The 25,208-nt window shown below is 67.0% G+C and carries 27 protein-coding genes; 10 read left to right on the top strand and 17 right to left on the bottom strand.

Annotated elements, in window-relative coordinates:
- Nucleotides 1–60 precede the first annotated feature (60 nt).
- From ACXJJ8_RS10440 to grxD, 4 genes are all read right to left on the bottom strand, one after another.
- A complete protein-coding gene (locus tag ACXJJ8_RS10440) occupies nt 61–3,417 on the bottom strand; it encodes a TonB-dependent receptor (RefSeq protein ID WP_499029657.1) in 3,357 nt (1,118 codons plus the stop codon).
- A gap of 249 nt (nt 3,418–3,666) precedes the next feature.
- Entirely contained in the window at nt 3,667–4,272 is a 606-nt protein-coding gene (locus ACXJJ8_RS10445) for a YhgN family NAAT transporter (RefSeq protein WP_499029659.1), read from the bottom strand.
- Nucleotides 4,269–5,015, bottom strand: a complete 747-nt coding sequence (locus ACXJJ8_RS10450; RefSeq protein WP_499029661.1) for an SDR family NAD(P)-dependent oxidoreductase — start codon at nt 5,013–5,015, stop codon at nt 4,269–4,271. Before ACXJJ8_RS10450 ends, ACXJJ8_RS10445 begins: the two co-directional genes overlap by 4 nt.
- Nucleotides 5,012–5,332: a Grx4 family monothiol glutaredoxin gene (gene grxD / locus ACXJJ8_RS10455; RefSeq protein ID WP_499030519.1), complete on the bottom strand. Its 321-nt coding sequence runs from the start codon at nt 5,330–5,332 to the stop codon at nt 5,012–5,014. The genes ACXJJ8_RS10450 and grxD overlap by 4 nt, the downstream gene beginning before the upstream one ends.
- Nucleotides 5,333–5,421: 89 nt before the next feature.
- Between grxD and ACXJJ8_RS10460 the strand changes: the two genes are divergently transcribed.
- A complete protein-coding gene (locus ACXJJ8_RS10460) occupies nt 5,422–6,000 on the top strand; it encodes a superoxide dismutase (protein ID WP_499029663.1) in 579 nt (192 codons plus the stop codon).
- A 10-nt stretch (nt 6,001–6,010) separates the two neighbouring features.
- Here the strand turns inward: ACXJJ8_RS10460 and ACXJJ8_RS10465 are convergent, their stop codons facing one another.
- Nucleotides 6,011–7,153: a 5-(carboxyamino)imidazole ribonucleotide synthase gene (locus ACXJJ8_RS10465; protein WP_499029665.1), complete on the bottom strand. Its 1,143-nt coding sequence runs from the start codon at nt 7,151–7,153 to the stop codon at nt 6,011–6,013.
- Between the two features lie 4 nt (nt 7,154–7,157).
- Nucleotides 7,158–7,673 carry a 5-(carboxyamino)imidazole ribonucleotide mutase gene (purE, locus tag ACXJJ8_RS10470; RefSeq protein ID WP_499029667.1) on the bottom strand — a complete coding sequence of 172 codons (516 nt, stop codon included), beginning with the start codon at nt 7,671–7,673 and terminating at the stop codon, nt 7,158–7,160.
- 79 nt (nt 7,674–7,752) lie between these two features.
- Between purE and ACXJJ8_RS10475 the strand changes: the two genes are divergently transcribed.
- Nucleotides 7,753–8,022, top strand: a complete 270-nt coding sequence (locus ACXJJ8_RS10475; protein ID WP_499029669.1) for a Trm112 family protein — start codon at nt 7,753–7,755, stop codon at nt 8,020–8,022.
- Complete coding sequence (gene nadC / locus ACXJJ8_RS10480) at nt 8,019–8,867, top strand: carboxylating nicotinate-nucleotide diphosphorylase (protein WP_499029671.1); 849 nt, start codon at nt 8,019–8,021, stop codon at nt 8,865–8,867. The genes ACXJJ8_RS10475 and nadC overlap by 4 nt, the downstream gene beginning before the upstream one ends.
- A 4-nt stretch (nt 8,868–8,871) precedes the next feature.
- On the opposite strand, the gene ACXJJ8_RS10485 is transcribed toward nadC, so the two are convergent.
- Nucleotides 8,872–9,654 (bottom strand): FHA domain-containing protein, encoded by a 783-nt coding sequence (locus ACXJJ8_RS10485; RefSeq protein WP_499029673.1) that lies wholly within the window; start codon nt 9,652–9,654, stop codon nt 8,872–8,874.
- Between the two features lie 92 nt (nt 9,655–9,746).
- On the opposite strand from ACXJJ8_RS10485, the gene ACXJJ8_RS10490 reads away from it, so the two are divergent.
- Entirely contained in the window at nt 9,747–10,073 is a 327-nt protein-coding gene (locus ACXJJ8_RS10490) for a DUF3301 domain-containing protein (protein ID WP_499029675.1), read from the top strand.
- Between the two features lie 3 nt (nt 10,074–10,076).
- Here ACXJJ8_RS10490 and ACXJJ8_RS10495 read toward each other — a convergent pair whose 3' ends face one another.
- From ACXJJ8_RS10495 to ACXJJ8_RS10520, 6 genes are all read right to left on the bottom strand, one after another.
- The gene (locus tag ACXJJ8_RS10495; RefSeq protein WP_499029677.1) at nt 10,077–10,517 is read right to left on the bottom strand and encodes a ClpXP protease specificity-enhancing factor; all 441 of its coding nucleotides are present in this window, start codon (nt 10,515–10,517) and stop codon (nt 10,077–10,079) included.
- Nucleotides 10,518–10,545: 28 nt separating this feature from the next.
- Nucleotides 10,546–11,181 carry a glutathione S-transferase N-terminal domain-containing protein gene (locus tag ACXJJ8_RS10500; protein ID WP_498961257.1) on the bottom strand — a complete coding sequence of 212 codons (636 nt, stop codon included), beginning with the start codon at nt 11,179–11,181 and terminating at the stop codon, nt 10,546–10,548.
- 192 nt (nt 11,182–11,373) lie between these two features.
- Nucleotides 11,374–12,123, bottom strand: a complete 750-nt coding sequence (locus ACXJJ8_RS10505; RefSeq protein ID WP_499029679.1) for a cytochrome c1 — start codon at nt 12,121–12,123, stop codon at nt 11,374–11,376.
- Nucleotides 12,116–13,390, bottom strand: a complete 1,275-nt coding sequence (locus tag ACXJJ8_RS10510; RefSeq protein ID WP_499029681.1) for a cytochrome b — start codon at nt 13,388–13,390, stop codon at nt 12,116–12,118. The genes ACXJJ8_RS10505 and ACXJJ8_RS10510 overlap by 8 nt, the downstream gene beginning before the upstream one ends.
- A gap of 3 nt (nt 13,391–13,393) precedes the next feature.
- Complete coding sequence (gene petA, locus ACXJJ8_RS10515; protein ID WP_499029683.1) at nt 13,394–14,038, bottom strand: ubiquinol-cytochrome c reductase iron-sulfur subunit; 645 nt, start codon at nt 14,036–14,038, stop codon at nt 13,394–13,396.
- Between the two features lie 156 nt (nt 14,039–14,194).
- The gene (locus tag ACXJJ8_RS10520) at nt 14,195–15,130 is read right to left on the bottom strand and encodes a lytic transglycosylase domain-containing protein (protein WP_499030522.1); all 936 of its coding nucleotides are present in this window, start codon (nt 15,128–15,130) and stop codon (nt 14,195–14,197) included.
- 183 nt (nt 15,131–15,313) lie between these two features.
- Here ACXJJ8_RS10520 and miaB point away from each other — a divergent pair, with 183 nt between their 5' ends.
- Nucleotides 15,314–16,699, top strand: coding sequence for a tRNA (N6-isopentenyl adenosine(37)-C2)-methylthiotransferase MiaB (gene miaB / locus ACXJJ8_RS10525; protein WP_499029686.1), 1,386 nt, complete (start codon nt 15,314–15,316; stop codon nt 16,697–16,699).
- Here the strand turns inward: miaB and ACXJJ8_RS10530 are convergent.
- The 4 genes from ACXJJ8_RS10530 to ACXJJ8_RS10545 are packed head-to-tail and all read right to left on the bottom strand — an operon-like array spanning nt 16,696 to nt 20,427.
- The gene (locus tag ACXJJ8_RS10530; protein WP_499029688.1) at nt 16,696–17,784 is read right to left on the bottom strand and encodes an ABC transporter permease; all 1,089 of its coding nucleotides are present in this window, start codon (nt 17,782–17,784) and stop codon (nt 16,696–16,698) included. The two genes, miaB and ACXJJ8_RS10530, sit on opposite strands and share 4 nt — an antisense overlap.
- Entirely contained in the window at nt 17,781–18,710 is a 930-nt protein-coding gene (locus tag ACXJJ8_RS10535; RefSeq protein ID WP_499030524.1) for an ABC transporter ATP-binding protein, read from the bottom strand. Before ACXJJ8_RS10535 ends, ACXJJ8_RS10530 begins: the two co-directional genes overlap by 4 nt.
- A gap of 23 nt (nt 18,711–18,733) precedes the next feature.
- Nucleotides 18,734–19,681, bottom strand: coding sequence for an HlyD family secretion protein (locus ACXJJ8_RS10540; RefSeq protein WP_499029690.1), 948 nt, complete (start codon nt 19,679–19,681; stop codon nt 18,734–18,736).
- Between the two features lie 14 nt (nt 19,682–19,695).
- Nucleotides 19,696–20,427 carry a TetR/AcrR family transcriptional regulator gene (locus ACXJJ8_RS10545; RefSeq protein WP_499029692.1) on the bottom strand — a complete coding sequence of 244 codons (732 nt, stop codon included), beginning with the start codon at nt 20,425–20,427 and terminating at the stop codon, nt 19,696–19,698.
- A 179-nt stretch (nt 20,428–20,606) separates the two neighbouring features.
- Here ACXJJ8_RS10545 and ACXJJ8_RS10550 point away from each other — a divergent pair, with 179 nt between their 5' ends.
- The 5 genes from ACXJJ8_RS10550 to corA all read left to right on the top strand — a co-directional run bounded on the left by ACXJJ8_RS10550 (nt 20,607) and on the right by corA (nt 25,196).
- Nucleotides 20,607–21,596, top strand: coding sequence for a PhoH family protein (locus ACXJJ8_RS10550; protein ID WP_499029694.1), 990 nt, complete (start codon nt 20,607–20,609; stop codon nt 21,594–21,596).
- Nucleotides 21,593–22,063, top strand: a complete 471-nt coding sequence (ybeY, locus tag ACXJJ8_RS10555) for an rRNA maturation RNase YbeY (RefSeq protein ID WP_499029696.1) — start codon at nt 21,593–21,595, stop codon at nt 22,061–22,063. Before ACXJJ8_RS10550 ends, ybeY begins: the two co-directional genes overlap by 4 nt.
- 97 nt (nt 22,064–22,160) lie before the next feature.
- Nucleotides 22,161–23,027 carry a CorC family transporter gene (locus ACXJJ8_RS10560; RefSeq protein WP_499029698.1) on the top strand — a complete coding sequence of 289 codons (867 nt, stop codon included), beginning with the start codon at nt 22,161–22,163 and terminating at the stop codon, nt 23,025–23,027.
- Nucleotides 23,014–24,183 (top strand): lipoprotein N-acyltransferase Lnb domain-containing protein, encoded by a 1,170-nt coding sequence (locus ACXJJ8_RS10565; RefSeq protein WP_499029700.1) that lies wholly within the window; start codon nt 23,014–23,016, stop codon nt 24,181–24,183. The genes ACXJJ8_RS10560 and ACXJJ8_RS10565 overlap by 14 nt, the downstream gene beginning before the upstream one ends.
- A gap of 14 nt (nt 24,184–24,197) precedes the next feature.
- Nucleotides 24,198–25,196, top strand: a complete 999-nt coding sequence (gene corA / locus ACXJJ8_RS10570) for a magnesium/cobalt transporter CorA (protein WP_499029702.1) — start codon at nt 24,198–24,200, stop codon at nt 25,194–25,196.
- The last annotated feature ends 12 nt before the right edge of the window (nt 25,197–25,208 follow it).

A 25,208-nucleotide genomic window follows, 5' to 3' on the forward strand; every position in this document is an offset into this window, starting at 1 on the left:
ACGAGAAACGGCCGGGTTTCCCCGGCCGTTTCCCTTATAACGCTGTTACCGATTAACCGATCAGAACTCGTAACGCAGCGTCACGTTGGCAGCCCAACGCTGCGAGGGCGTGAAGCTCTCGTTGACCGGCAGCGCGGTCGGCGCGTAGTTGCCGTTCGCATCCAGGTACGGACGGATGTCGTAGATGTAAAGGCCCTGCGCGTCCACGCCGGTCACGTTGGCGAGCGTGCGCTCCAGCGGGAAGCTGGCGCGGTGCTCGACACCCCAATCCTTGTTGAGCAGGTTGAGGAAGTTGAAGATGTCGAGGCGGATCTCACCCTTGTGGCCTTCGCTGAAGCCCGGGATTTCCTGCGCGAACGACAGGTCGAGCTGGTTCACCCACGGCGCGCGGCCTTCGTTGCGGTCGAAGATGCCGCCCTGCTGGCGCACGAGCTGCGAGTTGTTCGCGATGTAGTTGAAGAACGAATCGATCGAAGCCTGCGTCGTGCCATTCGTAACGGTCGGATCGTTGAAGCCGACGAACGACACATCGTCGCGATTCACCGGGATGTAGGCGAGGTCGCGGAACGACGAATCGCCGTTCACGTCGTTGCCGAAGACCCAGCTGTACGGCGCGCCGGAGTGGCCGTCGTAGATCGCCGAGAACTTCGTCGCGTACGCACCGAAGAACGCGTGTTCCCACGCGAAGGTGGCGAGCAGGCGCTGCGGGATCGAGTAGTTCGACGTCGCCAGGTAGTCGTCGTTCGGGTTGATCCAGTCGCGGTTGCCGTAGGAGCTGCTGGCGACCGAGCTGGTGCCCGGGTTGACTTCCTTCGCATCCGACAGCGTGTACGACACCGACGCGGCCCAGTTTTCGGCGAACGGCTTGCGCCACTGGAAGGTCAGGTTGTCGGCGTAACCCTTGTCGGTGTTGGTCAGCAGGATGTTCTGGCCGAACGAAGGGTTGGCGTTGTCGCGCGCCGGGTTCGAACCGCTGGTGCCCGTGGTCGTGCCATTCGGGTTGCGCTGGTAGGCCAGGCGGCCGTCAGGCAACACGCCGGTCGGCGCACCGAGGTTGATGTTGTCGTACTTGATGCCCTTGATCGTGTCGATGTGCTGCGCTTCGACCGTGAACACCGAATCCAGGAACGGCAGCTGCAGGTCGTAGCCCAGCGTGTACTTGGCGACGGTCGGCAGCTGGAAGTCCGGATCGACGAGCGCGAGCGACATGGTCGAGCGGCCCAGGCCCGGGTCGGTCGCCGCGGCGCCCGGCGGCGTCTGCGTCGAACCATTCGGGTTGAACGGCAGGGCCGGGTCGAAGCCGACGTCGTAGGTCGACACGGCGACGCCGTTGTTCGAGAACGGATTGCCGAGCCACACGGCCGGGGTGTTGGAAACGAACACGCCCGCGCCGCCGCGGATCTGCGACTTGTCGTCGATCATGAAGTTGAACGACGCACGCGGCTGGAAGACGTCGTTGCCGTCGATGGTGCCCTGGTTGCTGAAGCCGTAACCGCCGGTGGCGGCATTGGCGTTGGTCGGGTTGTTGCGCAGACCGCAGGGACCGAGGTCGACTTCCGTCGCGCCGGTCGTCGGATTGACCACGCCACCGGCCGGGAGGCCCGGGGCCGCGGCGAAGCACGGGTTGAACGTCGGGGTGTCGTTGATCTGCGGGATGTCGTAACGCAGGCCGTACTGCACGGACAGACGGTCGTTGACCTGCCAGGTGTCCTGCAGGAAGAAGCCGTACTGCTTGCTCGTCAGCACCGCGGCGACATTGTTCAGGTCGTAACCCGGCGCCGGCGTGGCGAGCTGGTAACGGTTGTAGGTGCCGTTGATGAAGTTCTGCAGGCCGTTGAACTCGTACGCGCCGTTGTAGTTCTGCAGGAACAGGTTGTAGAGCTCGTCGCTCTGGTAGTCCACGCCGCCCTTGAGCACGTGGTCGCCGAGGTAGTAGCTACCGGCGAAGTACGCATTCCACGTCTTGACGTTCAGGCGGTTGGCGTGGGTCGGCGGTTCGGTGCCGAGGAAGATGCCCGGGCCGCTGTTGCCCGTGCCGGCGCGCACGAGGATCGAAGGCTGGTGGCCGCCGACCATCGGGTCGCGGTCCTGGTTGAATTCGCTGTAGGCCACCGAGGTTTCGGTGCTGAAGCTGTCCGCCCAGTCGTCGTAGAAGCTCAGTGCGTAGCTCGTCGACTTCTTGTCGAGGGTGTACCAGTTCGACGACAGCGACAGGCGCGGCGAGGAACCGGTGACCGTGCCGTTGATGACGATGGGTTCGAATTCCTTCGTCTGGCTCAAACGCAGGCTGGCGCGATGCGCGTCGCTGATGTTCCAGTCGAGCTTGACCAGGCCACGCTTGGTGTCCATGTCAGGCGCCTGGCCATTGTCGCCCGGGGTCAGGCCCTTGGCGGTGGCGGTGGCGATGACGTTGTTGATGAAGTCCTGCGAGATGCCGGGGACCTTCAGCGTCGCATTCGATTCGGCCGGGCCGGTGATCGAGCCGATGCCGTCCTTCTTCTGCTTCTCGAGCGAGACGAAGAAGAACAGCTTGTCCTGGACGATCGGGCCGCCGAGCGTGAGGCCGAGCGTGCGGTCCTTGTCGTAGCCTTCCCAGCCCTTGCCCGACGCGTTCTCACCGACCATGCCCGCGGCATTCTGGTAGACGAAGTACGCCGAACCGTGCAGGTCGTTGGTGCCCGACTTGGTGACGGCATTGATCGTCGCGCCGACGCCGCGGCGCGTGGCCACGTCGTAGTTCGCGGTCGAGATGTTGTATTCCTGGATCGCGTCCTGCGAGATCGGCGTGCCCTTGGTCGGCAGGCCGTTGTCGTTCAGGCCGAAGGGGTCGCCGGCGTTGACGGTGTCGACGGTGATGCTGTTGTAGCGGAAGTTCTGGCCGTTGGCCGAGAACGCGCCACGGTCGCGGTCGGTGATGACCACGCGGGGATCGGCGCGCACGATGTTCTGGATCGAGCGGTCGGGGGCCGGCATGCGGTCCATGTCTTCGCGCGAGAGCGTCGTGGCGATGCCCTTGTTGTCGGGCTGGATGATCGAGGAGCCCGTCACCGTGACGGCGGCGAGTTCCTGCTGGGCGAGCGACAGATCGACCTGCGAGACCTTGTCCAGGCCGAGGTAGACGTTCTGCTGCGACTTCGTGCCGGCATCGGCCTTGTTGACCGTCACCGTGTACGGGCCGCCGACGCGCAGGCCGCGCGCTGCGTAACGACCGTTCGCGTCGGTCACCGCCTTGCTGACCGTGCCCGATTCGGCGTGCACGATCGTCACTTCGGCGCCCGCGACGGGCTGGCCGGAACCATCGACCACGCGGCCACCGACACCGGCGGACGTGCTCTGTGCGAACACGGGCGCGGCAGCGAGCGCCGCGATCAGCGCAACCGACAGCTTCGACAGCCGGACGCGATTTCGATCAGTCATCTTGGATCACCTTGGATGGGAATGTTTTCGAACAGACGCAGCCTCACGCCCGCATGTCCTTATGCGATGCCTGAGACCGAACAGGTTGGGTGTGTCCCCCGCCCACTGCGCTGTGCGCTTGGGCTAACGACAGTTTAACACCATAGATCCGGGGGATGACCGCGAAATGACCGCTGCGGGACAGTGTTCGCGGAAGCAGGCCGCCCTGAATCCTTCAGCTGGCGACCAGTGGAAAACACGCGCCGTGGGTCATGCCCCCGGGGCGATCGTGCTCGTCAGGTAAGTGCCCAGTCCGTCGAGGAACATCTGCACGGAGATTGCAACGAGCAGCATGCCCATCAGGCGTTCGACCGCGATCAGCACGCTGGTGCCGAGCCAACGATAGAGGAAGGTCGCCGAAAACAGGATCGCCGCCGTCGCGCCCCACGCGATCAGGAGCGCCAGGCTCCATTCCGACAGGCGCGTGGGCTCGTTGCTGCCCATCAGCATCACGGCCGCCATGCCCGAGGGCCCGGCGACCAGCGGGATCGCCATCGGCACGATGAAAGGTTCGCCGCCGGGCATCTCGCCCATCAGGCCTTCCGGGGGCGGGAAGATCATGCGCAGGCCGATCAGGAACAGCACGATGCCGCCGGCGATGGACACCGATTCCTGGCGCAGGTGCATCAACTCGAGCGCGTACTTGCCGCCCCACAGGAACAGCATCAGCACGACCAGTGCGATGAGCAGTTCGCGCGCGAGCACCACGCGCCGGCGCCTGGGTTCCAGCGGCTTGAGCAACCCGAGGAACACCGGGATGTTCCCGAGCGGATCGAGGATCAGGAAGAGCAGCAGCGCGGCCGACGCAATGGTCATTCGAGCGAACCGCGCGCGCCCTGCGCGATTTCGCCATTGAACGGCGCGCCCATCGGCGAGAGCAATTCGACGCAGGCCTGCGCGGCGAACGCCGGATCGCGCGCGTCGCGATCCATGTCGTCGACGAAGGCCTTCGCGCGCAGGCCCGTGCGCATCGGGCCCGGTTGCAGGCCGGCGACGCGGATGGGCGAGTTCGCGAGTTCGGCATGCAGCATCGACACCAACCCGACGCGCGCATGCTGCGCCAGGCCGTATGCGCCCCAGTAGGCGCTCGACACGCGCTCCAGATCGTCGACGACGAACACCACGGACGCATCCGTCGACTTGCGCAACACCGGCAGGCACGCCTGGGTGAGCCACGCAGGCGCGGTGACGTTGACGTGCATCGCGCGCGCGAATGCAGCCGGTTCGGTGTGTTCGATCGGCGTCAGGCCGCGGAAGTCGGCGGCGCAATGCAGGATGCCGTCGAGGCGCCCGTAGGCATCGTCGATGCGATGCGCGAGCTCGGCGAAATCATCCGGCGATGCGCCTTCCAGATCGAGCGGATACAGCACGGGCGTCTTCGCGATCGCCGCAATCGCGTCGTGCAGCTTTTCGAGCTGGCGCACGTTGCGGCCGAGGAGCACCGCGGTGGCGCCGGCTTGGGCGACGGCCTTCGCCGCGGCGCTGCCGAGCCCGCCATGCGCGCCCGTCACAAGGATGATGCGCCCGGCGAGCGGGGCGTGGTCGGTGGGGAAACTCACGCCTTCTGCGCTTCGGCGATCATCCGCGCCAGTTCGCCGGCTTCGGCCAGCTCGCAGGTGATGTCGCAACCGCCGATGAGCTCGCCGTTGATGAACAACTGCGGGAACGTCGGCCAATCCGAGTAACGCGGGAGGTTGGCGCGGATCTCGGGTTCTTCGAGCACGTTGACGGTGTGGAGCTCCGAGGCGCCGGCGGTCCTGAGCGCCTGCACGGCCTTGCTGGAGAAGCCGCACATCGGGAACTGCGGGGTGCCTTTCATGAAGAGCACGATGGGGTGGCCGGTGACTTCGGCCCGGATGCGCTCCTGGATCGGCACGGACTGCAGGGACATGGTGGCTCCGTAAAAGCGTTGGTGCGACGTGGGGCTAGAATTGTAAGTCTTCACCGCCCCCCAAGGAGTCCGACATGGCGATCGAGTTGCCGCCCCTGCCCTACGACCGCACCGCGCTGGAACCCCACATTTCGGCCGAAACGCTGGATTACCACCATGGCAAGCACCACAAGGCCTACGTGGACAACCTCAACAAGCTGATCGCCGGGACCGAGTTCGAGTCGATGGAGCTGGTGGAGATCGTGCGAAAGTCGCAGGGAGGCATGTTCAACAATGCCGCCCAGGTCTGGAACCACACGTTCTACTGGAACTGCATGAAACCCGCCGGCGGCGGCGAACCGCAGGGCAAGCTCGGTGATGCGATCGCCAAGGCCTTCGGCGACTTCGGCAAGTTCAAGGAACAGTTCACCGATACGGCGATCAAGACCTTCGGTTCGGGTTGGGCCTGGCTGGTGCAGCGCCCCGATGGTTCGCTCGCGCTGGCGAGCACGCCCAACGCGGCGACGCCGATCACCGGCGAAGACGTGCCGCTGCTGACGTGCGACGTGTGGGAACACGCGTACTACGTCGACTATCGCAATGCGCGCCCGAAGTACGTCGAAGCGTTCTGGAACCTCGTGAACTGGGACTTCGTTTCGAGCCAGATGCGCTGAGGCGCAATCGCTACTGACGCAGGGCCGCGATCACGGGTTCGACCTGGGATTCGCGGCCCAGTGTTTTTCCGACGCGCGCAAGCGCCTGCGCCAGTTCCTGCGGTGAATCCGCCCGCAGTGTCGCGTGCCCCACCTTGCGGCCGGCGCGCGCCTGTTTTCCGTAGTCGTGCCAATGCCCGCCCGCTTCGGCGAGGACGGCGTTGGCGTCGGGCATCGCGCCGATCCAGTTGAGCATGCACGCCTCGCCGACCATGCGCGTGGCGCCGAGCGGCAAGCCGAGCACCGCGCGCAGATGGTTCTGGAACTGCGAGGTCTCGCTGCCTTCGATGGTCCAGTGGCCGGAGTTGTGCACGCGCGGCGCGAGCTCGTTGGCGAGCAGCTCGCCGCCGCGGCAGAACAACTCGAGCGCGAACACGCCGACATAGCCGAGCGCGTCGGCCAGCGCGCGCGCATGTGCCAGCGCCTTGTCTTCCAGCGCTTGCGGCACAGGCGCGGGCGCCAGGCTCGCCGACAGCACCCCGTCGACATGCCAGTTCTGCGTCAGCGGCCACGCGCGGAATTCGCCGTCGCGACCGCGCACGGCGACCACGCTCACTTCCTTGTCGAAGGCGACGAAGCCTTCAAGGATCAGGCCCACCGTCCTTGCCTGCGCGCCGAGTGCATCCCACGCGGCATCGGCATCGGCCGGCGATTTCAGGCGGAACTGGCCCTTTCCGTCATAGCCCAGGCGGCGCGTCTTGAGGATGCACGGCGTGCCGATCGATGCGAGCGCGGCGTCGAGGCCTTCGCGCGAATCGATCGGCGAAAACGGCGGCACCGGGATGCCGAGTTCGCGGAACAGGGTTTTCTCCGCGAGACGATCCTGCGCCACCGCGAGCGCGCCCGGGCTCGGGAACACGGGGACGCGTTCGGCAAGCCACTGCGCGGATTCGGAAGGGACGTTCTCGAAATCGAACGTGGCGACATCGATGCGCGAGGCGAACTCGGCGAGCGCGCGTTCGTCTCGCCAGTCGCCGACGATCATCGGCGCGCATTGCGCGGCACACGCATCGCCGACGGTATCCATCACCAGGAAGCGCAGGCCGAGGGGTGCGCCGGAAAGAGCCAGCATGCGAGCCAGCTGGCCGCCGCCGAGGATGCCAACGGTCGTCATCGCACTATTTTCGCGGATCGTCGTTGTTGGCGACGTCGTCGGTCTGGCGCGCGCGGAATTGCGCGAGCGCCTCGCCGATGGACGGGTGCGTGGCGGACAGCATCGCAGCGGCGAACAACGCCGCGTTCGACGCGCCCGCGTTGCCGATGGCGAAGGTCGCGACGGGGATGCCGGCCGGCATCTGCACGATCGACAACAACGAATCCATGCCGTTGAGCGCCTTGCTCTGCACGGGCACGCCGAGCACGGGCACCGGCGTCTTGGAGGCGAGCATGCCGGGCAGGTGCGCGGCGCCGCCGGCGCCCGCGATGATCGCGCGCAGGCCGCGTTGCTGCGCCGTGGCGGCGTAGTCGAACAACACGTCCGGCGTGCGATGCGCGGAGACCACGCGCACTTCGTGCGGCACGCCCAGCGCTTCGAGCTTCTGGGCCGCGTGCTGCATCGTCTCCCAATCCGAGCGTGAGCCCATGACGATACCGATCAGCGGCGCGGCGTTGCCCGCGTCTTCCTTTGAGGCCATGGCGTTCCCGTGCGGCTGGCGCCTTCTGCGAAGGGGGGTATTCTAGCGGGCCTTCCGTTGCCCTGCCCCGCGCACGCCCATGGATCGCAAGTTGCTCGACATCCTCGCCTGCCCCGTCACGCGCCAGCCGCTGTCGATGCTCGATGCGCGCGGCCTGGCGGCGCTGAACGCCGCAATCGCGCAGGGCGGCATCCAGCGCGCCGACGGCCAGCCCCAGGGCGAGGCCTTGCGCGAAGCGCTCATTACGCGCGACCGCAAGCTGGTCTACCGCATCGACGACGGCATCCCGGTGCTGCTGGCCGAAGAGGCGATCGCGGCCGGACAGGTCCCGGACTTCCCGCCGGCATGACCGACGTCCTGACGCCGCCGGACGAGATCGTCCAGACCGACGTGGCGCGCGCGCTCGCGGAGGATATCGGCACCGGCGACGTCACCGCCGCCCTGCTCCCGGACATTCGCGACACCGCTTACCTGCTTTGCAAGGAATCGGCGGTGATCTGCGGGCGGCCGTGGTTCGATGCATGCCATCGCGCGTTGTCGCCGGAAGTCGCGATCGCCTGGCACGTCGCCGAGGGCGACCGCGTGCGCGCCGGCACCGTCGTCGCGACGCTCGAGGGCCGCGCACGCGCACTGGTGTCCGCCGAACGCGCGGCGCTCAATTTCCTGCAGACGCTGAGTGGTACGGCGACCGTCACCGCCGATCACGTCGCCGCCGTGGCAGGCACGCGCGCCAAGATCCTCGACACGCGCAAGACGATCCCGGGCCTGCGCGTCGCGCAGAAATACGCGGTGCGCGTGGGCGGCGGCGTCAACCATCGCATGGGCTTGTTCGATGCGGTGATGTTGAAAGAGAACCACGTGCGCGCCGCGGGTTCGCTGTCGGCGGCCATTCGAAACGCGCGCATGGCGCAACCTGCATTGCCGCTGATCGTGGAAGTGGAAACGCTCGATCAGCTCGACGAAGCGCTGCGCGAAGGCTGCGAGCGCATCCTGATCGACGACTTCGACGCCGACATGCGCCGGGAAGCCGTGCGTCGCGCGGCGGGGCGCATTCCGTTGGAAGTGTCGGGCGGCGTCGACCTCGACACCGTGCGCGCGATCGCGCAGGACGGCGTGGATTGCATTTCGATCGGCGGGCTGACCAAGCACGTCCGCGCGATCGACCTGTCGATGAAGCTGGGGCGGCGCGGTTAGGCCGTCAGCGGAACGCGAACACCAGCACCGCCGCGGCAACGACCGCAATCCCGGCGATCAGCATCCACATCCGGTTCGGCGTGGTGGCGTCCGGCACCTGTTCCTCGTGGTGCGAATCCGCCATGCCCGGCGCGATCAGCCGGAAGCGCAGCGTGTCGAAACCGATCTCGTCGCCGACGCGCGCTTCGCCGCGCAGCACGCGCTTGCCGTTGAGGAAGCTGCCATTCGTCGAACCGAGGTCTTCCAGCAACACGCCATCGTCGGTGGGCAGCAAGCGGGCATGCATGCGCGACATGCCCGGTTCGTCGAGGCGCAGCGTGCATTCGTCGGCTCGGCCCACCGTGCTGCTGCCATGCAGCGGATACGTGCGGCCGAAGGCTTCGCCCGACACACCGCGCAGGACGTAGCGCGGCAACACCGGTCGAACCGCGGTCGCGCCCGGATCGTCGTTCGCCGATTCGGGCAGGCGGCCGGCGATGCCGACGCGATGGCGCACCGCGGCCGGCGCTTCCATCGACGAGAGTCTGGCTTCGACGCCGTCGAAGGCGACGCTGTCGCCCGGGCGCAGCGCGATCAGGCCGTCGACCTGGCGGCCGTTGACCGACACCGTCGTGCCGTGCGGAACGTCGAGCATCACACCGCTGGGCGTGACATGCAGTTGGCAATGCTGGGGGCGCACGCCGGGCCGGTCGAGCACGATGGTCGCCTGCGGATCGGACCCCACGCGATTGACGCCGGGACCGAGCAACACCTGCGGGTGTTCGCCGCCTGGAAAGACGAGTTTCATGCGCGTGGCTCCGTCGCGTCCTGCGTATAGCGTCAAGGAATTCCCCCGCCGGCGCCCTTGCAGGGCTGCCAGCGCGCCGTCACATTAGGTGGATGGGAAGTCTACTGGTTGTGATGATCGTCGCAGGCTTCGCCTTCGCGTATTGGAGCGCAGGGCGCGCCGCCGCCGAGCGTGCCGAGTCGCTCGGGCGCGACGCGTGCAGCGCCGCGGGCGTGCAGTGGCTCGACCAGTCCGTGCACGCCGCCGGCTTGCGCCTGCAGCGCGGGGAAAACGGATGGCTCGGGTTCGAGCGCACCTTCCGTTTCGAGTATTCCTACGATGGAAGCGACCGCCACATCGGCCGGCTCGTCTTGCGCGGGGGGCGCCTGGTGTCGTTCGCCGGGCCCGTACGGGCGGCGAACGTCATCCAGTTGCACTGAGCGTTACTTGATGACGCGCAGGTGGCCGCGACGCGGCGGCGTTCCGCCCGTCTCGGGCGTGGTATCGGCCGGCGGCGTCGGTTCGTCGTGCGGGCCCGAGGGATCATCGGGCAGCGCCATGCCCTGCCCGGTTTCGCGCGCGTAGATCGCGAGCACCGCGGGGATCGGCACGATCACCGGATGGCTGACGCCACCGAAGCGCGCGGTGAAGGTCACCGAATCGTTGTCGATCAGCAAACGCGCAACCGCGCGCTCGGCGATGTTGAGCACGACCTTGCCATCGCTCACCGATTGCGGCGGCACCTGCACGCCCGCCCGCGTGGCATCGACGAGCAGGTGCGGCGTCATGCCGTTGTCGGCGATCCATTCGTTGAGCGCGCGCAGCAGGTACGGGCGATGGCTGGTCATCGAAGGGCCGGTGTCGCCGGTACGTTCGTCTTCCATGAATCGAGTCTAGCCGCTTCGCCCGCCCTCAGGCCGGCACGACGCGCAACTTCCTTTCCTGGTCGGTGAGGCTGCGGAGGAAGCCGGGATTCCGGAAGATGCGGTTGCCGTAATCCTCGATCACCTTGCCGTCCTTCGGCAGCGGGATGTCGAGCGCTTCCAGGCGCCAGATGATCGGGGCCATCGCGCAGTCGGCGAGGCTCATTTCCGGATTCAGGAAGAACTTGCTGGCCTTGAACAGCGGCACCGAGGCGGTGAGCAGTTCCTTCAGGCGCTTGCGGCCGGCTTCGGCCTGCTGGCGGTTACCCAGCTGGATGGCCTGCACCTGCGGCACCCAGTCGTGCTCCAGGCGAAGCATCGCCAGACGCAGGCGGGCGCGCGAGAGCGGGTCGACCGGCATCAGCGGCGGATGCGGGTAGCGCTCGTCGAGGTATTCGGTGACGACGGACGCGGCGTACAGCACCAGCTCGCGCTCGACGAGGGTCGGCACCGAGTGGTACGGGTTGAGGTCGATCAGGTCTTCCGGCGGATTCTGCGGATCGACCGGGATCAGGTCGTAGGTGACGCCTTTGGCCGCCAGCACCAGGCGCACGCGGTGGCACAGCACGTCGTCGGTCGACGAGAACAACGTCAGGGCATTACGCATACGCGGGCTCGCGGCCATCATCGATCTCTCCATCGATCGCAGCGCCGATCGCGGACGGGACCCTGCAAGGCTTCCCATCCATCGGCTTGGCGCCGCCCACCCCTTGCGAGCGGTCGCCACGAATCCCGAGCCTAGCGCCGGTTCCGGAAAAAGTCGCCACCCCTGGCGCCCGCTTCCGGTGGCCGAACCGGACGATCCGGCCCACCGCGCTTAGTGCACGTCCTTCCAGTATTCCTTCTTGACCAGATACGCGAGGAACGTGAACGCCGCAAGGAACAGGACCACCCACACGCCGAGGCTCTGGCGCTTGAGGGCGGCCGGTTCGCCGGCGTACTCGAGGAAAGCGGAGATATCGCGAACGCTCTGGTCGTACTGCTCGGCCGACTGCGTGCCGGGCGAACGCAGTTCCAGGCGCTCGACGTGCGTCTCGCCGGAGGCATCCGGCTTGGTCAGCACGGCATGCTGCAGGCCCTGCATTTCCCACAGCGGGTTGGGCATGGACACGTTCGGGAAGAGCGTGTTGTTCCAGCCGACCGGGCGGGTTTCGTCCAGGTAGAACGACTTGAGGTAGGTGTAGATCCAGTCGCTGCCGCGGACGCGCGCGATCAGGCTCAGGTCCGGCGGCATCTTGCCGAAGGCCTGCTGCGCGTGTTCGGGCGTCATCGCGGTGCCGATGGTCTCGCCGACCTTGACGCCCGTGAGGTTGAGGTTGGCCTGCACGTCGTCTTCGCTCAGGCCGAGGTCTTCGGCCATGCGCGAGTAACGCAGGTACTTCAGCGAATGGCAGCCGCTGCAGTAGTTGATGTACAGCTGCGCGCCGCGCTGGAGCGAAGCGCGATCGTCGAGGCGTGCGCCGGACTGCTGCAGGTTGCCGCCTTCGCTGGCGAAAGCGAGCGAAGCGGTGAGCAGGCCCGCGGCGAGCACCGCGGCCTTGCCGGCGCGGACGAAGAAGTTAGTCATGCATCGTCACCCGTTCCGGCACCGGCTTGGTCCGATCCAGTTTCGTCCAGATCGGCATGGTGATGAAGAATACGAAGTAGAGGAACGTCAGCACGCGGCCGATGATCACCTCGGACGGGTCCGTGCCCGGGCCGCCGCCGATCTTGCCGAGCCACACGAAGCACACGGCCAACATCAGCAACATCGCCCACGACAACTTGCCGCGGTAGCGATACGACTTCACCGGCGATTTGTCGAGCCACGGCACCAGGAACAGCACGGCGATCGCGGCGAACATCACCAGCACGCCCCACAGCTTGATGGCGAAGAACGACGGGATCACGCGCAACATCGCGTAGTAAGGCGTGAAGTACCACGTCGGCTTGATGTGCTCCGGCGTCACCAGGCGGTTGGCTTCCGTGAAGTTGTCGTGCTCCAGGAACAGGCCACCGAAGGTCGGCGCGAAGAAGATGATGAAGGCCGCCAGGATCAGGAAGAACCCGACGCCGAACAGATCCTTGCCCGTCGTGTAGTAGGGGTGGAACGGGATGCCGTCGGCCGGCGCGGTGGTCGACCAGCGGTTGCCCTTCGGGCCCTTCTTGATGTCGACGCCGTCGGGGTTGTTGGACCCCACTTCATGCAGCGCGCCCAGGTGCAGCACGACGAGCAGCAGCAGCACCAGCGGCAACGCGATGACGTGCAGCGCGAAGAAGCGGTTGAGCGTGGCGTCGCCGGGCAGGTAGTCGCCCATGATCCATTCGGTCAGGCCGTTGCCGATGACCGGGATCGCACCGAAGAGCGAGATGATCACCTTCGCGCCCCAGAACGACATCTGGCCCCACGGCAGCACGTAGCCCATGAAGGCTTCGGCCATCAGCACCAGGTACAGCACCATGCCGATGACCCACACCAGTTCGCGCGGCTTCTGGTAGGAGCCGTACATCAGGCCGCGGAACATGTGCAGGTAGACGACGATGAAGAACAGCGAGGCGCCGGTCGAATGCATGTACCGGATCAGCCAGCCCCATTCCACGTCGCGCATGATGTATTCGACCGACGAGAACGCTTCGGCCGCGGAAGGCTTGAAGTGCATCGTCAGGAAGATGCCGGTCAGGATCTGGTTGACCAGCACGACGATCGCGAGCGAACCGAAGTAGTACCAGACGTTGAAGTTCTTCGGCGCGTAGTACTCGGTCATGTGCTTGCGGTACACCGGCATCATGCCGGGGGCGCGCGCATTGACCCAGTCCATCACGTTGGTCGTGGTCCGCGTCAGGAAATTGGCCATGGCTTATGCCGCTCCCTTGCCGGGGTCGACGCCGATCACGATCGACGTGTCGCTTTCGTAGTGGTGCGGCGGCACGAGCAGGTTGATCGGCGCGGGCACGCCGTCGAACACGCGGCCGGCCATGTCGAAGCGCGACTTGTGGCACGGGCAGAAGTAGCCGCCCTTCCATTCCGGATCGAAGGGCTCGGGCTTGATCTCGGCCTTCATTTCCGGCGAGCAGCCCAGGTGCGTGCACAGGCCGACCAGCACGGAGATCTGCGGCTTGATCGAACGCAGTTCGTTCTTCGCGTACGCCGGCTGCTGGTCGAGGTTTTCCGACTTGGGATCGCGCAGGCGCGAATCGAGCGTCGGCAGCACGTCGAGCATCTGCCTGGAGCGCTTGACGATCCAGATCGGCTGGCCGCGCCACTCGAGCACCATGCGCGTGCCTTCGGCCAGCGCGCTGATGTCGGCGGTCACCGGGGCGCCGGCGAGCTTGGCGCGCGCGCTCGGGTTCCAGGACTTGATGAAGGGCACGGCAGCGAAGCCGACACCGACCGCACCGACCACGGCGGTGGTCGCGGTCAGGAACCGGCGACGGCCCTGGTTGACGGGTTCCCCGTCGTGGACATGAGCGGGATCGTTGACCCCTACCCCAACATTGGCCATCCGACACTCCGCAGTAAGGCGCTGAACCGAAGCGCTGGCCCGCCCCGCGCGAGTGCGTGGAGGCGGCCAACAAAGACGGGGAAGTGTAACGGAACGCTTAATCGGCCGACAATGTTATCGGCCGATCGGGTACGTGCCGGCCGTACCGCGGCGGACTTACTTGGTGGCCAGCGCGCTGGAGGCGATGGCGCCGCGGTAGCGGTCGGCCAGCACCGAGACGCGCTCGACGTAGCGGCGGGTCTCGCTGTACGGCGGAACGCCGCGGTATTTGTCGACCGCGCCCTCGCCCGCGTTGTAACCGGCGGCGGCAAGGCTGAGATCGCCGTTGAAGCGCTTGAGCAGCCAGGCGAGGTACTGCACGCCGCCGGCGATGTTCTGCGTGGCGTCGAAGGCATTGCCCACGCCGAAGCGACGGGCGGTCGCCGGCATCAGCTGCATCAGGCCCTGCGCGCCGACGCGCGAGAGCGCATTGGCGTTGTAGGCCGACTCGGCATGGATGATCGCGCGGACGATCGCCTCGTCGACGCCGTACTGGCTCGACGCGGCGCGGATCTGCGCGGCGTAGGCATCGGTATTGAGGCGCAGCGTGTTGAAGTTGACGCCCGGGCGCGCGCCGCAGGCGTAGCACGTCTCCATGAAGCTGTAGCGGATCGTGCGCAGCGACGTCGCACCGGCGACGCCCTTGGGCGCCTTGCTCGTGTAATGGCGCACGCCGTCCTGGATGTACGAATACACCTGCCCCTGCACCAGGCGCGGCGCCTGGTAAGGCTTCAGCGCGGGTGCGGGCGTCGGCGCAACGGTGTTGGCCGGGACGACGTCGCCGGACACTTTTTCGGAGATCGGGGAACCGGCGACCTTGCCCGCCGTCGTCGTGCTGCCCACGGCGGCCGCGCGCGGCGCGGCTGCGGGCTGCTTCGAATAACTGATGACGGTGCATTTCGCGCCGGGCGTGCGCTTGCTGACGTAGCTGCGCGCGCCGTCGGCGGAGTCGCAACGATAGAGCGCGCCCGCGAACGCCGGCATCGCCGCGGAGGCGGCGAGGCCGAACACGAGGGCGGCCAGGCCGCGCGAGAATCCCCTTCCCCTAGTCATGGCGCGCATGCTGCTCTCAATCGTGAGGCTTGACAAGTTCTTGATTCATATGAACAGACCGTTGATCCATGTGAACGAGACCCCCGTCGCGAACCGGACGTGCGGCACCCCGCGGTAGACTTCGCCCCTTTCACACGACCCACCTGCCGGCGCGGACTAACCGCCGCCCTCCCGGACCCAGACATGACCGAATTGACCGTCCTTCCGGACGTCGCGCCCACCGCCGACGCCCATCGCCCCGCCCCGCGCGGCAAGCTCTTCATCAAGACCCACGGTTGCCAGATGAACGAGTACGACTCGGCCCGCATGGCCGACGTGCTCGCCGCCACCGAAGGCCTGGAGCTGACCGACAACGTCGAGGAGGCCGACGTCGTGCTGGTCAACACCTGCTCGATCCGCGAGAAAGCGCAGGAAAAAGTCTTCAGCCAACTGGGCCGCTGGAAGGCGCTGAAGAAGGACGGCAAGCCGGTGATCATCGGCGTCGGCGGTTGCGTGGCCTCGCAGGAAGGCGCGGCGATCGTGAAGCGCGCGCCCTACGTGGATCTCGTGTTCGGCCCGCAAACCCTGCATCGCCTGCCCGAGCTCATCCGCGAACGTCGCGCTAGCGGGCTGCCGCAGGTCGACATCAGCTTCCCGGAGATCGAGAAGTTCGACAAGCTGCCCGAGCCGCGCGCAGAAGGCCCGAGCGCGTTCGTCTCGATCATGGAAGGCTGTTCGAAGTATTGCTCGTTCTGCGTCGTGCCCTACACGCGCGGCGAGGAAGTCTCGCGGCCGTTCGAAGACGTGCTCGTCGAAGTGGCGCAGCTCGCCGCGCAAGGCGTGCGCGAGGTCAACCTGCTCGGGCAGAACGTCAATGCCTATCGCGGACCGCTGGGCGACGAGGACGTCGCCGACCTCGGCCTCCTGATCCGCGCGATCGCCGGCATCGACGGCATCGGCCGCATCCGTTTCACCACCTCGCACCCGCTGGAGTTCTCCGACTCGCTCATCGAGGCTTATCGCGACGTCCCGCAACTCGCGAACTACCTCCACCTGCCCGTGCAGGCCGGCAGCGACCGCATGCTCGCGGCGATGAAGCGCGGCTACACGGCGCTGGAATTCAAGCAGAAGATCCGCAAGCTGCGCGCGGTGCGCCCGGACATCTCGATCTCGTCGGACTTCATCGTCGGCTTCCCCGGCGAAACCGACGCCGATTTCGAGAAGACGATGAAGCTGATCGAGGACGTCGGCTTCGACCAATCGTTCTCCTTCATCTATTCGCGCCGCCCCGGCACGCCGGCAGCCGATCTATCCGACGACACCACCGACGCGGTGAAACACGCGCGCCTGGAACGGCTGCAGGCGCAAGTCAGCGCGCATGCCGCGCAGATTTCGCAGGCGATGGTAGGCAGCGTGCAGACGGTGCTGGTGGAAGGCCCGTCGCGGAAGGACCCGAACGAGCTGACCGGCAAGACCGAGAACATGCGGTCGGTGAACTTCGCCGGCAACGCGCGCCTGATCGGCCAGTTCGTCGACGTGGTGATCACCGAAGCGATGCCCAACTCGCTGCGCGCGCGCGTGGTGGCCTAGTCCAGGCGCTTGCGGAACCTGCGGATCGCCACCGTCATCATCACGGCGGTGAACGCGATCAACGCCAGGGTCTCCGGCCACAATTCCCACAGGCTCGCGCCGCGCAGCATGATCCCGCGCACCAAACGCAGGAAGTGCGTCAGGGGCAGCACCTCGGCGAGCCACTGGATGATCTTCGGCATGCCGGCGAAGGGGAACATGAAGCCCGACAACAGGATCGACGGCAGGAAGACGAAGAAGGTCATCTGCATCGCCTGGAACTGCGACTGCGCCTTCGTGGAGATCATCAATCCCAGCGAAAGGTTCGCCAGTATCAGCAGCACCGAGGCGATGTAAACATCGAGCAGTGCGCCGCGGATGGGCACTTCGAACAGCCACGCGCCCAAAATGAGCACCAGCGTGGTCTGGATCAGGCCGATGCCGGCGAACGGCAGCACCTTGCCGATCATCAATTCGCTGCTGCTCACGGGCGTTGCGATCAGCAGTTCCATGTTGCCCCGCTCCCGTTCGCGCACGATCGATACCGCGGTGAACATCACCATGGTCATCGTCAGGATGATGCCGATCAGGCCCGGCACGATGTTGATCGCCGAACGCCGTTCGGGATTGTAGAAACCCACCACGCTGATCTGCGAAGGCGCCTTCTGCACCGTCGACGCGCTGTCGAGCGGCACCTGCGTGAGTTGCCCGGCGGCGCCCTGCACCGCCGTGTCGCTGCCGTCGACGAGGATCTGCACCGCTTCGCGGCCATCGATGCGGCGCCGTTCGAAATCCGGCGGCACGACGACACCGACGCTGATCTCGCCACGTCGCAGCATCGTCATCAACTCCTGCGGCGCGCTCGCGTCCTTCACCGGGTTGAGCACGCCGGTGTTCTGCAGGTCCATGATCAGCGCGCGCGATCCGGCGGTGTTGGCCTGGTCGGCGATCGCGGTATCGAGATTGCGCAGCGTGAAGTTGATCGCGTAACCGAACAGCACCAGCTGCATCACCGGGATGCCGACGATCATCGCCAGCGTGATGCGGTCGCGGCGCATCTGTCGCAGCTCCTTGACCATCACGGCGAACAGGCGGCGCCAGCTCATGCGGCTTCTCCGGCCTGCGCGGTTTCGCGCCCGCGCGTGGCGGAGACGAACACGTCTTCGAGGTTGGGTTCGGATTCGGCGATGTCGCCGTGCAATCCGGCATCGGCGATCACGCGCTGCAGGCGATCGGCAAGACCACTTTCGCTGGTGAGCACGCGCAAGGTATTGCCGACCTGCGCCGCGCTGATCACGCCCGGTGTGTCCATCAATGCGCGGCGCGCGCGGCGCGGCGTGTTCGATTGCACGGCGAGCGTGCGGCCGGCGATCGCGCCGGTGAGTTCGGCGGGGCTGCCGTCGGCGACGAGCACGCCGCGATCCAGGATCGCGATGCGATGGCAACGTTCGGCTTCGTCCATGTAGTGCGTCGAAACGAGGATCGTCGTGCCGCCATCGGCGAGTTCGAAGAGTTTTTCCCAGAAGTCGCGGCGCGATTCGGGATCCACCGCGCTCGTCGGTTCGTCGAGGAACAACAGTTCCGGCGAATGGATCACGGCGCCGGCGAGCGCGAGGCGTTGCTTCTGCCCGCCGCTCATCGTGCCGGCCAGTTGTTTCTGCCGATCTTCGAAGTGGTAACGCTGCACGAGCTCGTCGATGCGCGTACGCGCCTTCGCAGGCGGAAGTCCCTGGACGGCGGCGAGGAACTCCAGGTTCTCGCGCACGCTCAGGTCGTCGAACAGGGAAAACTTCTGCGTCATGTAACCGATGCGCAGGCGCAGCGCCTCGGCTTCTTTCGGCAGGTGCAGGCCGAGCACTTCGATCTCGCCTTCCGTCGGGGTCATCAACCCGCACAGCATGCGGATCGTCGTGGTCTTGCCCGAACCGTTGGGCCCGAGGAAGCCGTACACGTTCGCCTTGGGCACGCTCAGGTCGACGTGGTCGACCGCGACCAGGTCCTTGAAGCGCTTGGTCAGGCCGCGCGCGCGGATCGCCAGGTCGGTGGCTTGCGCATTCACTCGGCGAACTCCGCGCGCACCGGCAGGCCGGCGGGGAGCCTGGCATTCGCGTCGTCCACCTGGATCTCGGCGATGTACGACATGCGCGCGGCGTCCTTGCCGATCAGCGCGAAGTACGGCGTGAACGTCGGCTCGGTGCGGATCATGCGCACGGTGCCGGCGAGCGCATCGTCCTTGCCGTCGATGTAGAGCCTGGCCTTCGTGCCCACGGCGACCTTCGCGCGGATCGGTTCGGGCACGTAGACGCGCGCGAAGGGTCGGCCGACGAGCAGGATCGCGAGCGGTTGCCCCACCGCGGCCTGGTCGCCGAGCTTGTACGGCAGGCTGTCGACGAGGCCGTCGCGCGGTGCGACGACGGACAGTTTCCGCAGCGTGACCTGCTGCGCGGCGACGTCCGCTTCCGATGCGGCGAGCGCGGCTTCGCCCTGCGCGATCTGCTCGACGCGCGTGCCTGCTTCGAGTTCGCGCAAGGCCTGTTGCAAGGCGCGCGCGGTGCCCGCGGCGTTGTCCGCGGCGGCGCGTGCGCGGTCGATGTCCGAGGCGGCCATCAACTGGCGCGCACCGAGCTGGCGCACGCGGTTGTAATAGACGCGCGTGTCGTCGGCCTGTGCGTTGGCGGCGGCCAGCTCGGCGCGTGCACGGGCGATGTCCTCGGCGCGCGGTCCGRCCTCCATTTCGGCCAGGCTCGCGCGTTGGCGCGCCACCTGCGCGCGCATCGATTCGGTGCCGGCGCGCGTGCGATCCGGTTCCAGTTGCAACATCGATTGCCCGGCCTTGACCTGCTGTCCCTCGCGCACGCCGATGGCGACGATCTTCTCCGCCGCGGGCGCGGGCAAGGTGATGCGGTCGTATTCGAGCGTGCCGAGCGCCTGCGGCGCATCGTTGCGGCAGGCGGCGAGCGCGGCGAGCGCGCACAGGACGATCAGTCGGGGGCGTAGGGGCATGGAAGGACTCGTGCTCAGGGGGCGCCGATGCCGGAATCGAGCAGGGCGATGGCGTGGTTCTTCATGGCGGCCGCGTCGATGTCCTCGGCGTCGAACAGGCGGCGCCAGATCGGCGCGCCCGCGGCGGGGAACAGGGTCAGGCCGATCAGCGAAGTGACCAGCAGGCGCGGGTCGAGTTCGCGATTGAGCTGGCCAGCGGCCTGCGCCTGCGCGAACTTCGCCGCGAGGATTTGCGGCATCTGCGGCGCCATCGTGGTGAACAGCAATTCGCGCAACGCGCCGCCTTCGCACAGCACTTCGCGTACCCACAGCGGCGGCAGCCAGGGATGCTTTTCGACCGTTTCGCACATGCCGCGCACGAAGCCGGCGATCACGCCGGAGATGTCGTCGCCGCCCTGGAGCGTCGCGTCGCGCACGTCGGCGAACGCGGGCATCAGCCGTTCGGATATCACCGCCTGCAGCAGTTGTTGCTTGTCGCCGAAGTAGTAGTGGACGAGCGCGGGATTCACGCCCGCCTCGTGCGCGATCTCACGCAGCGTGCTCGCCGAGATGCCGTGGCGCGCGAAACAGGAGACGGCGACATCGAGCAGGCGGGTGCGCAGATCGCCCCCTTCGCCCGCCGGGCGCCCGACCGCGCGACGGCCGGGCTTGCGGGGATGCGGTGCGCGTGGAAGCTCAGCCGTTTCAACGACTTCCGGCCCCTTGGGGGCGGCTTTCCGGCGGACTTTGGTAGGGAATGGGCTCATGCGGCAATTATTTAATTCAGGAATTAATTGTGGCAAGCGAGGCCCGACGGGCGGTCGCGCAGGCCCATCGAGGACCACGCATTGCATTGGAGTCGACGGCCGTCCTTTTTGGCCTACTTTTTCGAGGCGCCGCGGCGTTCATCGCGCACCGCACGGCGACCGCGCTACCCTTTCGCCGCATGAACGAACCCTCGCAGCGCGACTTCACCCTCGAACCCGACGACACCGAGCGCTTGGCCAACCTGGCAGGCGCCTTCGACGCGCACCTGCGCCAGATCGAACTGCGCCTTGGCGTGGAGATCGCCAACCGCGGCAACATCTTCCGCATCACCGGGCCGGACCCGGCGGCCGCGCGCGCCGAGAAATTCCTGCGCGCCCTCTACGAGGAAGCGGGCGAGGAGACGTTCGACGGCCACGCAATCAACCTGCGCCTCAACGCCGTGGCCGACGACGCCGGGGCGGCGCGGGACATCGAGCCGCAGGACGTGGCGATCCGTGTCAAGCGCGGCACGATCCGCGGCCGCGGCGCCAACCAGGGCAAGTACCTGCACGCGATCGCCACGCACGACATCAATTTCGGCGTCGGGCCCGCGGGCACGGGCAAGACGTTCCTCGCGGTGGCGATGGCGGTCGAGGCGCTCAACGAATCGCGCGTGCAGCGCCTGATCCTCGTGCGGCCGGCGGTGGAAGCCGGCGAGAAACTGGGCTTCTTGCCCGGCGACCTCACGCAGAAGGTCGATCCCTACCTGCGCCCGCTCTACGACGCGCTGTACGAAATGCTCGGCGTGGAAAAGGTGGTCAAGCTGCTCGAGAAGAACGTCATCGAGATCGCGCCGCTCGCCTACATGCGCGGGCGCACGCTCAACGACGCGTTCGTGATCCTCGACGAAGCGCAGAACACCACCATCGAACAGATGAAGATGTTCCTGACGCGCATCGGGTACGGCTCGACCGCCGTGGTCACCGGCGACGTGACGCAGATCGACCTGCCCAAGCACATCAAGTCCGGCCTGCGCGATGCCATCGAGGTCTTGCGCGCCGTCGACGGCATCAGCTTCACCTTCTTCCAGGCGCGCGATGTCGTGCGCCACCCGCTGGTGGCGCGCATCGTCGATGCTTACGACGCGCGCGACACCGACGACAAGGCCACCGGAGCCGGCACGCAATGACCAAGGGCCCCGTTCGCCTCGATGTCTCGGTCGAATACGCGCTGCCCCGCCTCGGCCTGCCCGCGGCCGTGAGCTTCCGCAAATGGGTCGGCGCCGCGCTCAAGGGCCGCATCCGGGAGGCCGATCTCGCCATCCGCATCGTCGGAACCAAGGAAGGCCGGGCGCTCAACCGCCACTATCGCGGCCGCGACTACGCGACCAACGTGCTGAGCTTCCCGGCCGAATTGCCCGAAGGCGTGGTGATGCCCCTGCTCGGCGACATCGTCATTTGCGCACCGGTCGTCGCACGCGAAGCGCGCGAGCAGAAGAAGGCGCTGACCGCCCACTACGCCCATCTCACGGTCCACGGCACGCTGCACCTGCTCGGCTGGGACCACGAAGACGCCCGGGAAGCCGACTGCATGGAGCAGCTGGAGCGCGAAATCCTCGCCGAGATGGGCATCGACGACCCCTACGCCGAAGACTGACCACCCCGTCCAAGCGCGATTCACCGGCCCGCCCCCCGCCTGCGATAGACTCGCCGACGGTCGCTCCACGCATCCGGAGCTTCTCCCCCCGACCCCCATGGCCGACGACGACAGTCCCCCGCAAACCGAAGACAAGAGCCGCCGCACCTGGCTCGATCGCATCACCGCCGCGCTGTCCGGCGAACCCACCACCCGCGAGGACCTGGTCGAGCTGCTGCGCGACGTGCAGGCCGACGGGCTGATCGCGGCCGACACCCTGCGGATGATGGAAGGCGCCATCGCGGTGTCCGACCTGACGGTCGGCGACGTGATGATCCCGCGCGCGCAGATGGTCGCGCTCTCCGCCGATGCCCCGCTCGAGCTGCTGATGCGCCTGGTCGTCGAATCGGGCCATTCGCGCTTCCCGGTGCACGGTGAAGGCAAGGACGAGATCCTCGGCATCCTGCTCGCGAAGGACCTGCTGCGCGTGGTCGTCGCCGACCATGACCACGCCCGCAACAGCGTGCGCGAATTCCTGCGCCCGGCCGTGCTGATCCCCGAGTCGAAGAAACTCAACGTGCTGCTGCGCGAGTTCCGCCAGTCGCGCAACCACATGGCGATCGTGATCGACGAATACGGCGGCGTCGCCGGCCTGGTCACGATCGAGGACGTGCTGGAACAGATCGTCGGCGACATCGACGACGAGCACGACGAGGCGGTCGACGAGACCACGCTGATTTCCGCGCAGGCCGATGGGCACTTCGTCGTCGACGCACTGACGCCCATCTCCGATTTCAACGAACGCTTCGGTTCGGATTTCGATGACGACGAGTACGACACCATCGGCGGCCTGCTGACCGCGGCGATCGGGCATTTGCCGGAAGCGGGCGAAGAGTTGACGCTGGGCCGCTTCGGTTTCCGCGTCGCGCGCGCCGATGCGCGTCGTTTGCACGCGTTGCACGTCAGCGTGCATGCAGACGCGTAAGGTCGGTTTCCCGCTGCTCGCGTTGCTGCTGTGGCTCTTCGCCACGGCAGCCAGCGCCGCGACGCCGCGCATCGGCGTGATGACCATGCAGCCGGGCGAGATCTTTTTCGAGCGCTTCGGCCACAACGCGATCGTCGTCGACGATCCCGATGCGCCCACGCCGCTGTCCTACAACTTCGGCTTCTTCGATCCGGGCGAAGCCGGCTTCATCGGCCGCTTCGTGAAAGGCGACATGCGGTACCTGCTCGCCGTGCTGCCGATGTCGGAAGACCTGGCGTATTACCGCGAAGTCGGTCGCGGCGTGTCGATCCAGTGGCTCGACCTCACGCCCGCGCAGGCGAACGCGCTCGCGCAGGCGCTGGCGTTCAACGCGCGCCCGGAAAACGCGCGTTACCGCTACGACTACTTCACCGACAACTGCTCCACGCGCGTGCGCGACGCACTCGACCGCGCGATGGGCGGCGCGCTGCGCAAACAACTCGCGGTGCGCTCGGCGGGCGATACGTTCCGCAGCGAATCGGTGCGCCTGGCCTCGCCTGCGACGTGGATGTGGCTCGGGTTCGACATCGGGCTCGGGCCGTCCGCGGACCGTCCCCTCTCGCGCTGGGAAGATGCCTTCGTGCCGATGCGCCTGGCGGCGAGCCTGCGCGAAGTGAAGAACACGCAAGGCCGCCCGCTCGTGCGCACCGAATCGCTGCTGCTGCCGCATCGCCTCCCGCCCGAACCGCCGGATGCGCCGCGCCGGTGGTGGCCGTGGTTGATCGCCGGACTGTTGCTAGCCGCCGGCATGCGCTGGCTGATGACGCACAGGCCGCGCGCCCTGGGCGCCGTCGCGCTGCCGTTCTGGTCGGCGTGCGGCACGCTCGGCTTGGTCCTCGCGTTCATCTGGTGCTGCACCGAACACATCGCGGGCTGGGCGAACCACAACCTGCTGTTGTTTTCGCCGCTTTGCCTGTTGCTGCTGCCGGGCGCGTGGGCGCTGCTGCGCGGGCGTGCGCCCTCGCGGTTCCACCAATGGGTCCGCATCGCGATCGTCGCGTGCGGCGCGATCGCCTGCCTCCTGCAGTTGCCCCCGGGCACGCAGTTCCAGGCGCCGTGGCTGGCATTGCTGCTGCCGATCCACGCCGCGCTGGCCTTCCCCGCCCGCCGCGCTTGAGGCAGCATGCGGGCATGACCGAGCCCGCTGCCGCCCTGCCTGTCTGCGTCATCAATTGCGCGGCCTACGACCGCCACGGCAAGCGTCGCGACATCACGCTCGACGAAATCAGCGACGTGTTGTCCGTCGAGGACGACACCTTCGTCTGGGTCGGGTTGTACGAACCGGAAGACACGCTGCTCGAGAAACTGCAGGAAGAGTTCGGCCTGCACGAACTGGCCATCGAGGACGCGCTGCACGCGCACCAGCGCCCGAAGCTCGAGGCCTACGGCAATTCCCTGTTCGTCGCCGTGCATACCGCGCAACTGGTCGACGACAAGATCCGTTTCGGCGAAACACATGCGTTCCTCGGGCCGCGTTACCTGGTGACCGTGCGCCACGGCGCATCGTTGTCCTACGCGCCCGTGCGTTCGCGCGTGGAGCGCGAGCCCGAACTGCTTGCGCTTGGCCCGGCCTACGGCCTCTACGCGGTCCTCGACTTCGTCGTCGACAACTACCAGCCGATCGTCGAAGGCTTCCGCGATTCGCTCAACGCGCTGGAGCAGGACATCTTCGCCGAAACCTTCCGCCGCGAAACGATCGTCAAACTCTACGAACTCAAGCGCGAACTCACCCAGCTGCGCCTGGCGGTCTCGCCGATGCAGGACATCCTCGCGCAACTCACGCGCATGCACGGCGCCCTGGTCCCCGACGAAGTGCGGCTGTATTTCCGCGACGTGCTCGATCACGCGATGCGCGTGAACGAATCCACCGACACCATGCGCGAGATGCTCACCGCCGCGATGAGCGTGAACCTCTCGCTCGTCACCGTGAACCAGGGCGAGGTGGTGAAGAAGCTCGCCGGCTGGGCCGCGCTGCTGGCCGCGCCGACGCTGATCGCGAGTTGGTACGGCATGAACTTTCAACACATGCCGGAGCTGCACGGCCGCCACAGTTACGCGATCCTCGTCTGCGTCGTCGGCGTCGTCGTGATCGGCCTGTACCGTTACCTGAAGAAAGTGCGCTGGCTCTGAGCCGGCGCGGGG

The organism is Lysobacter sp. P5_C4, assembly GCF_054049695.1.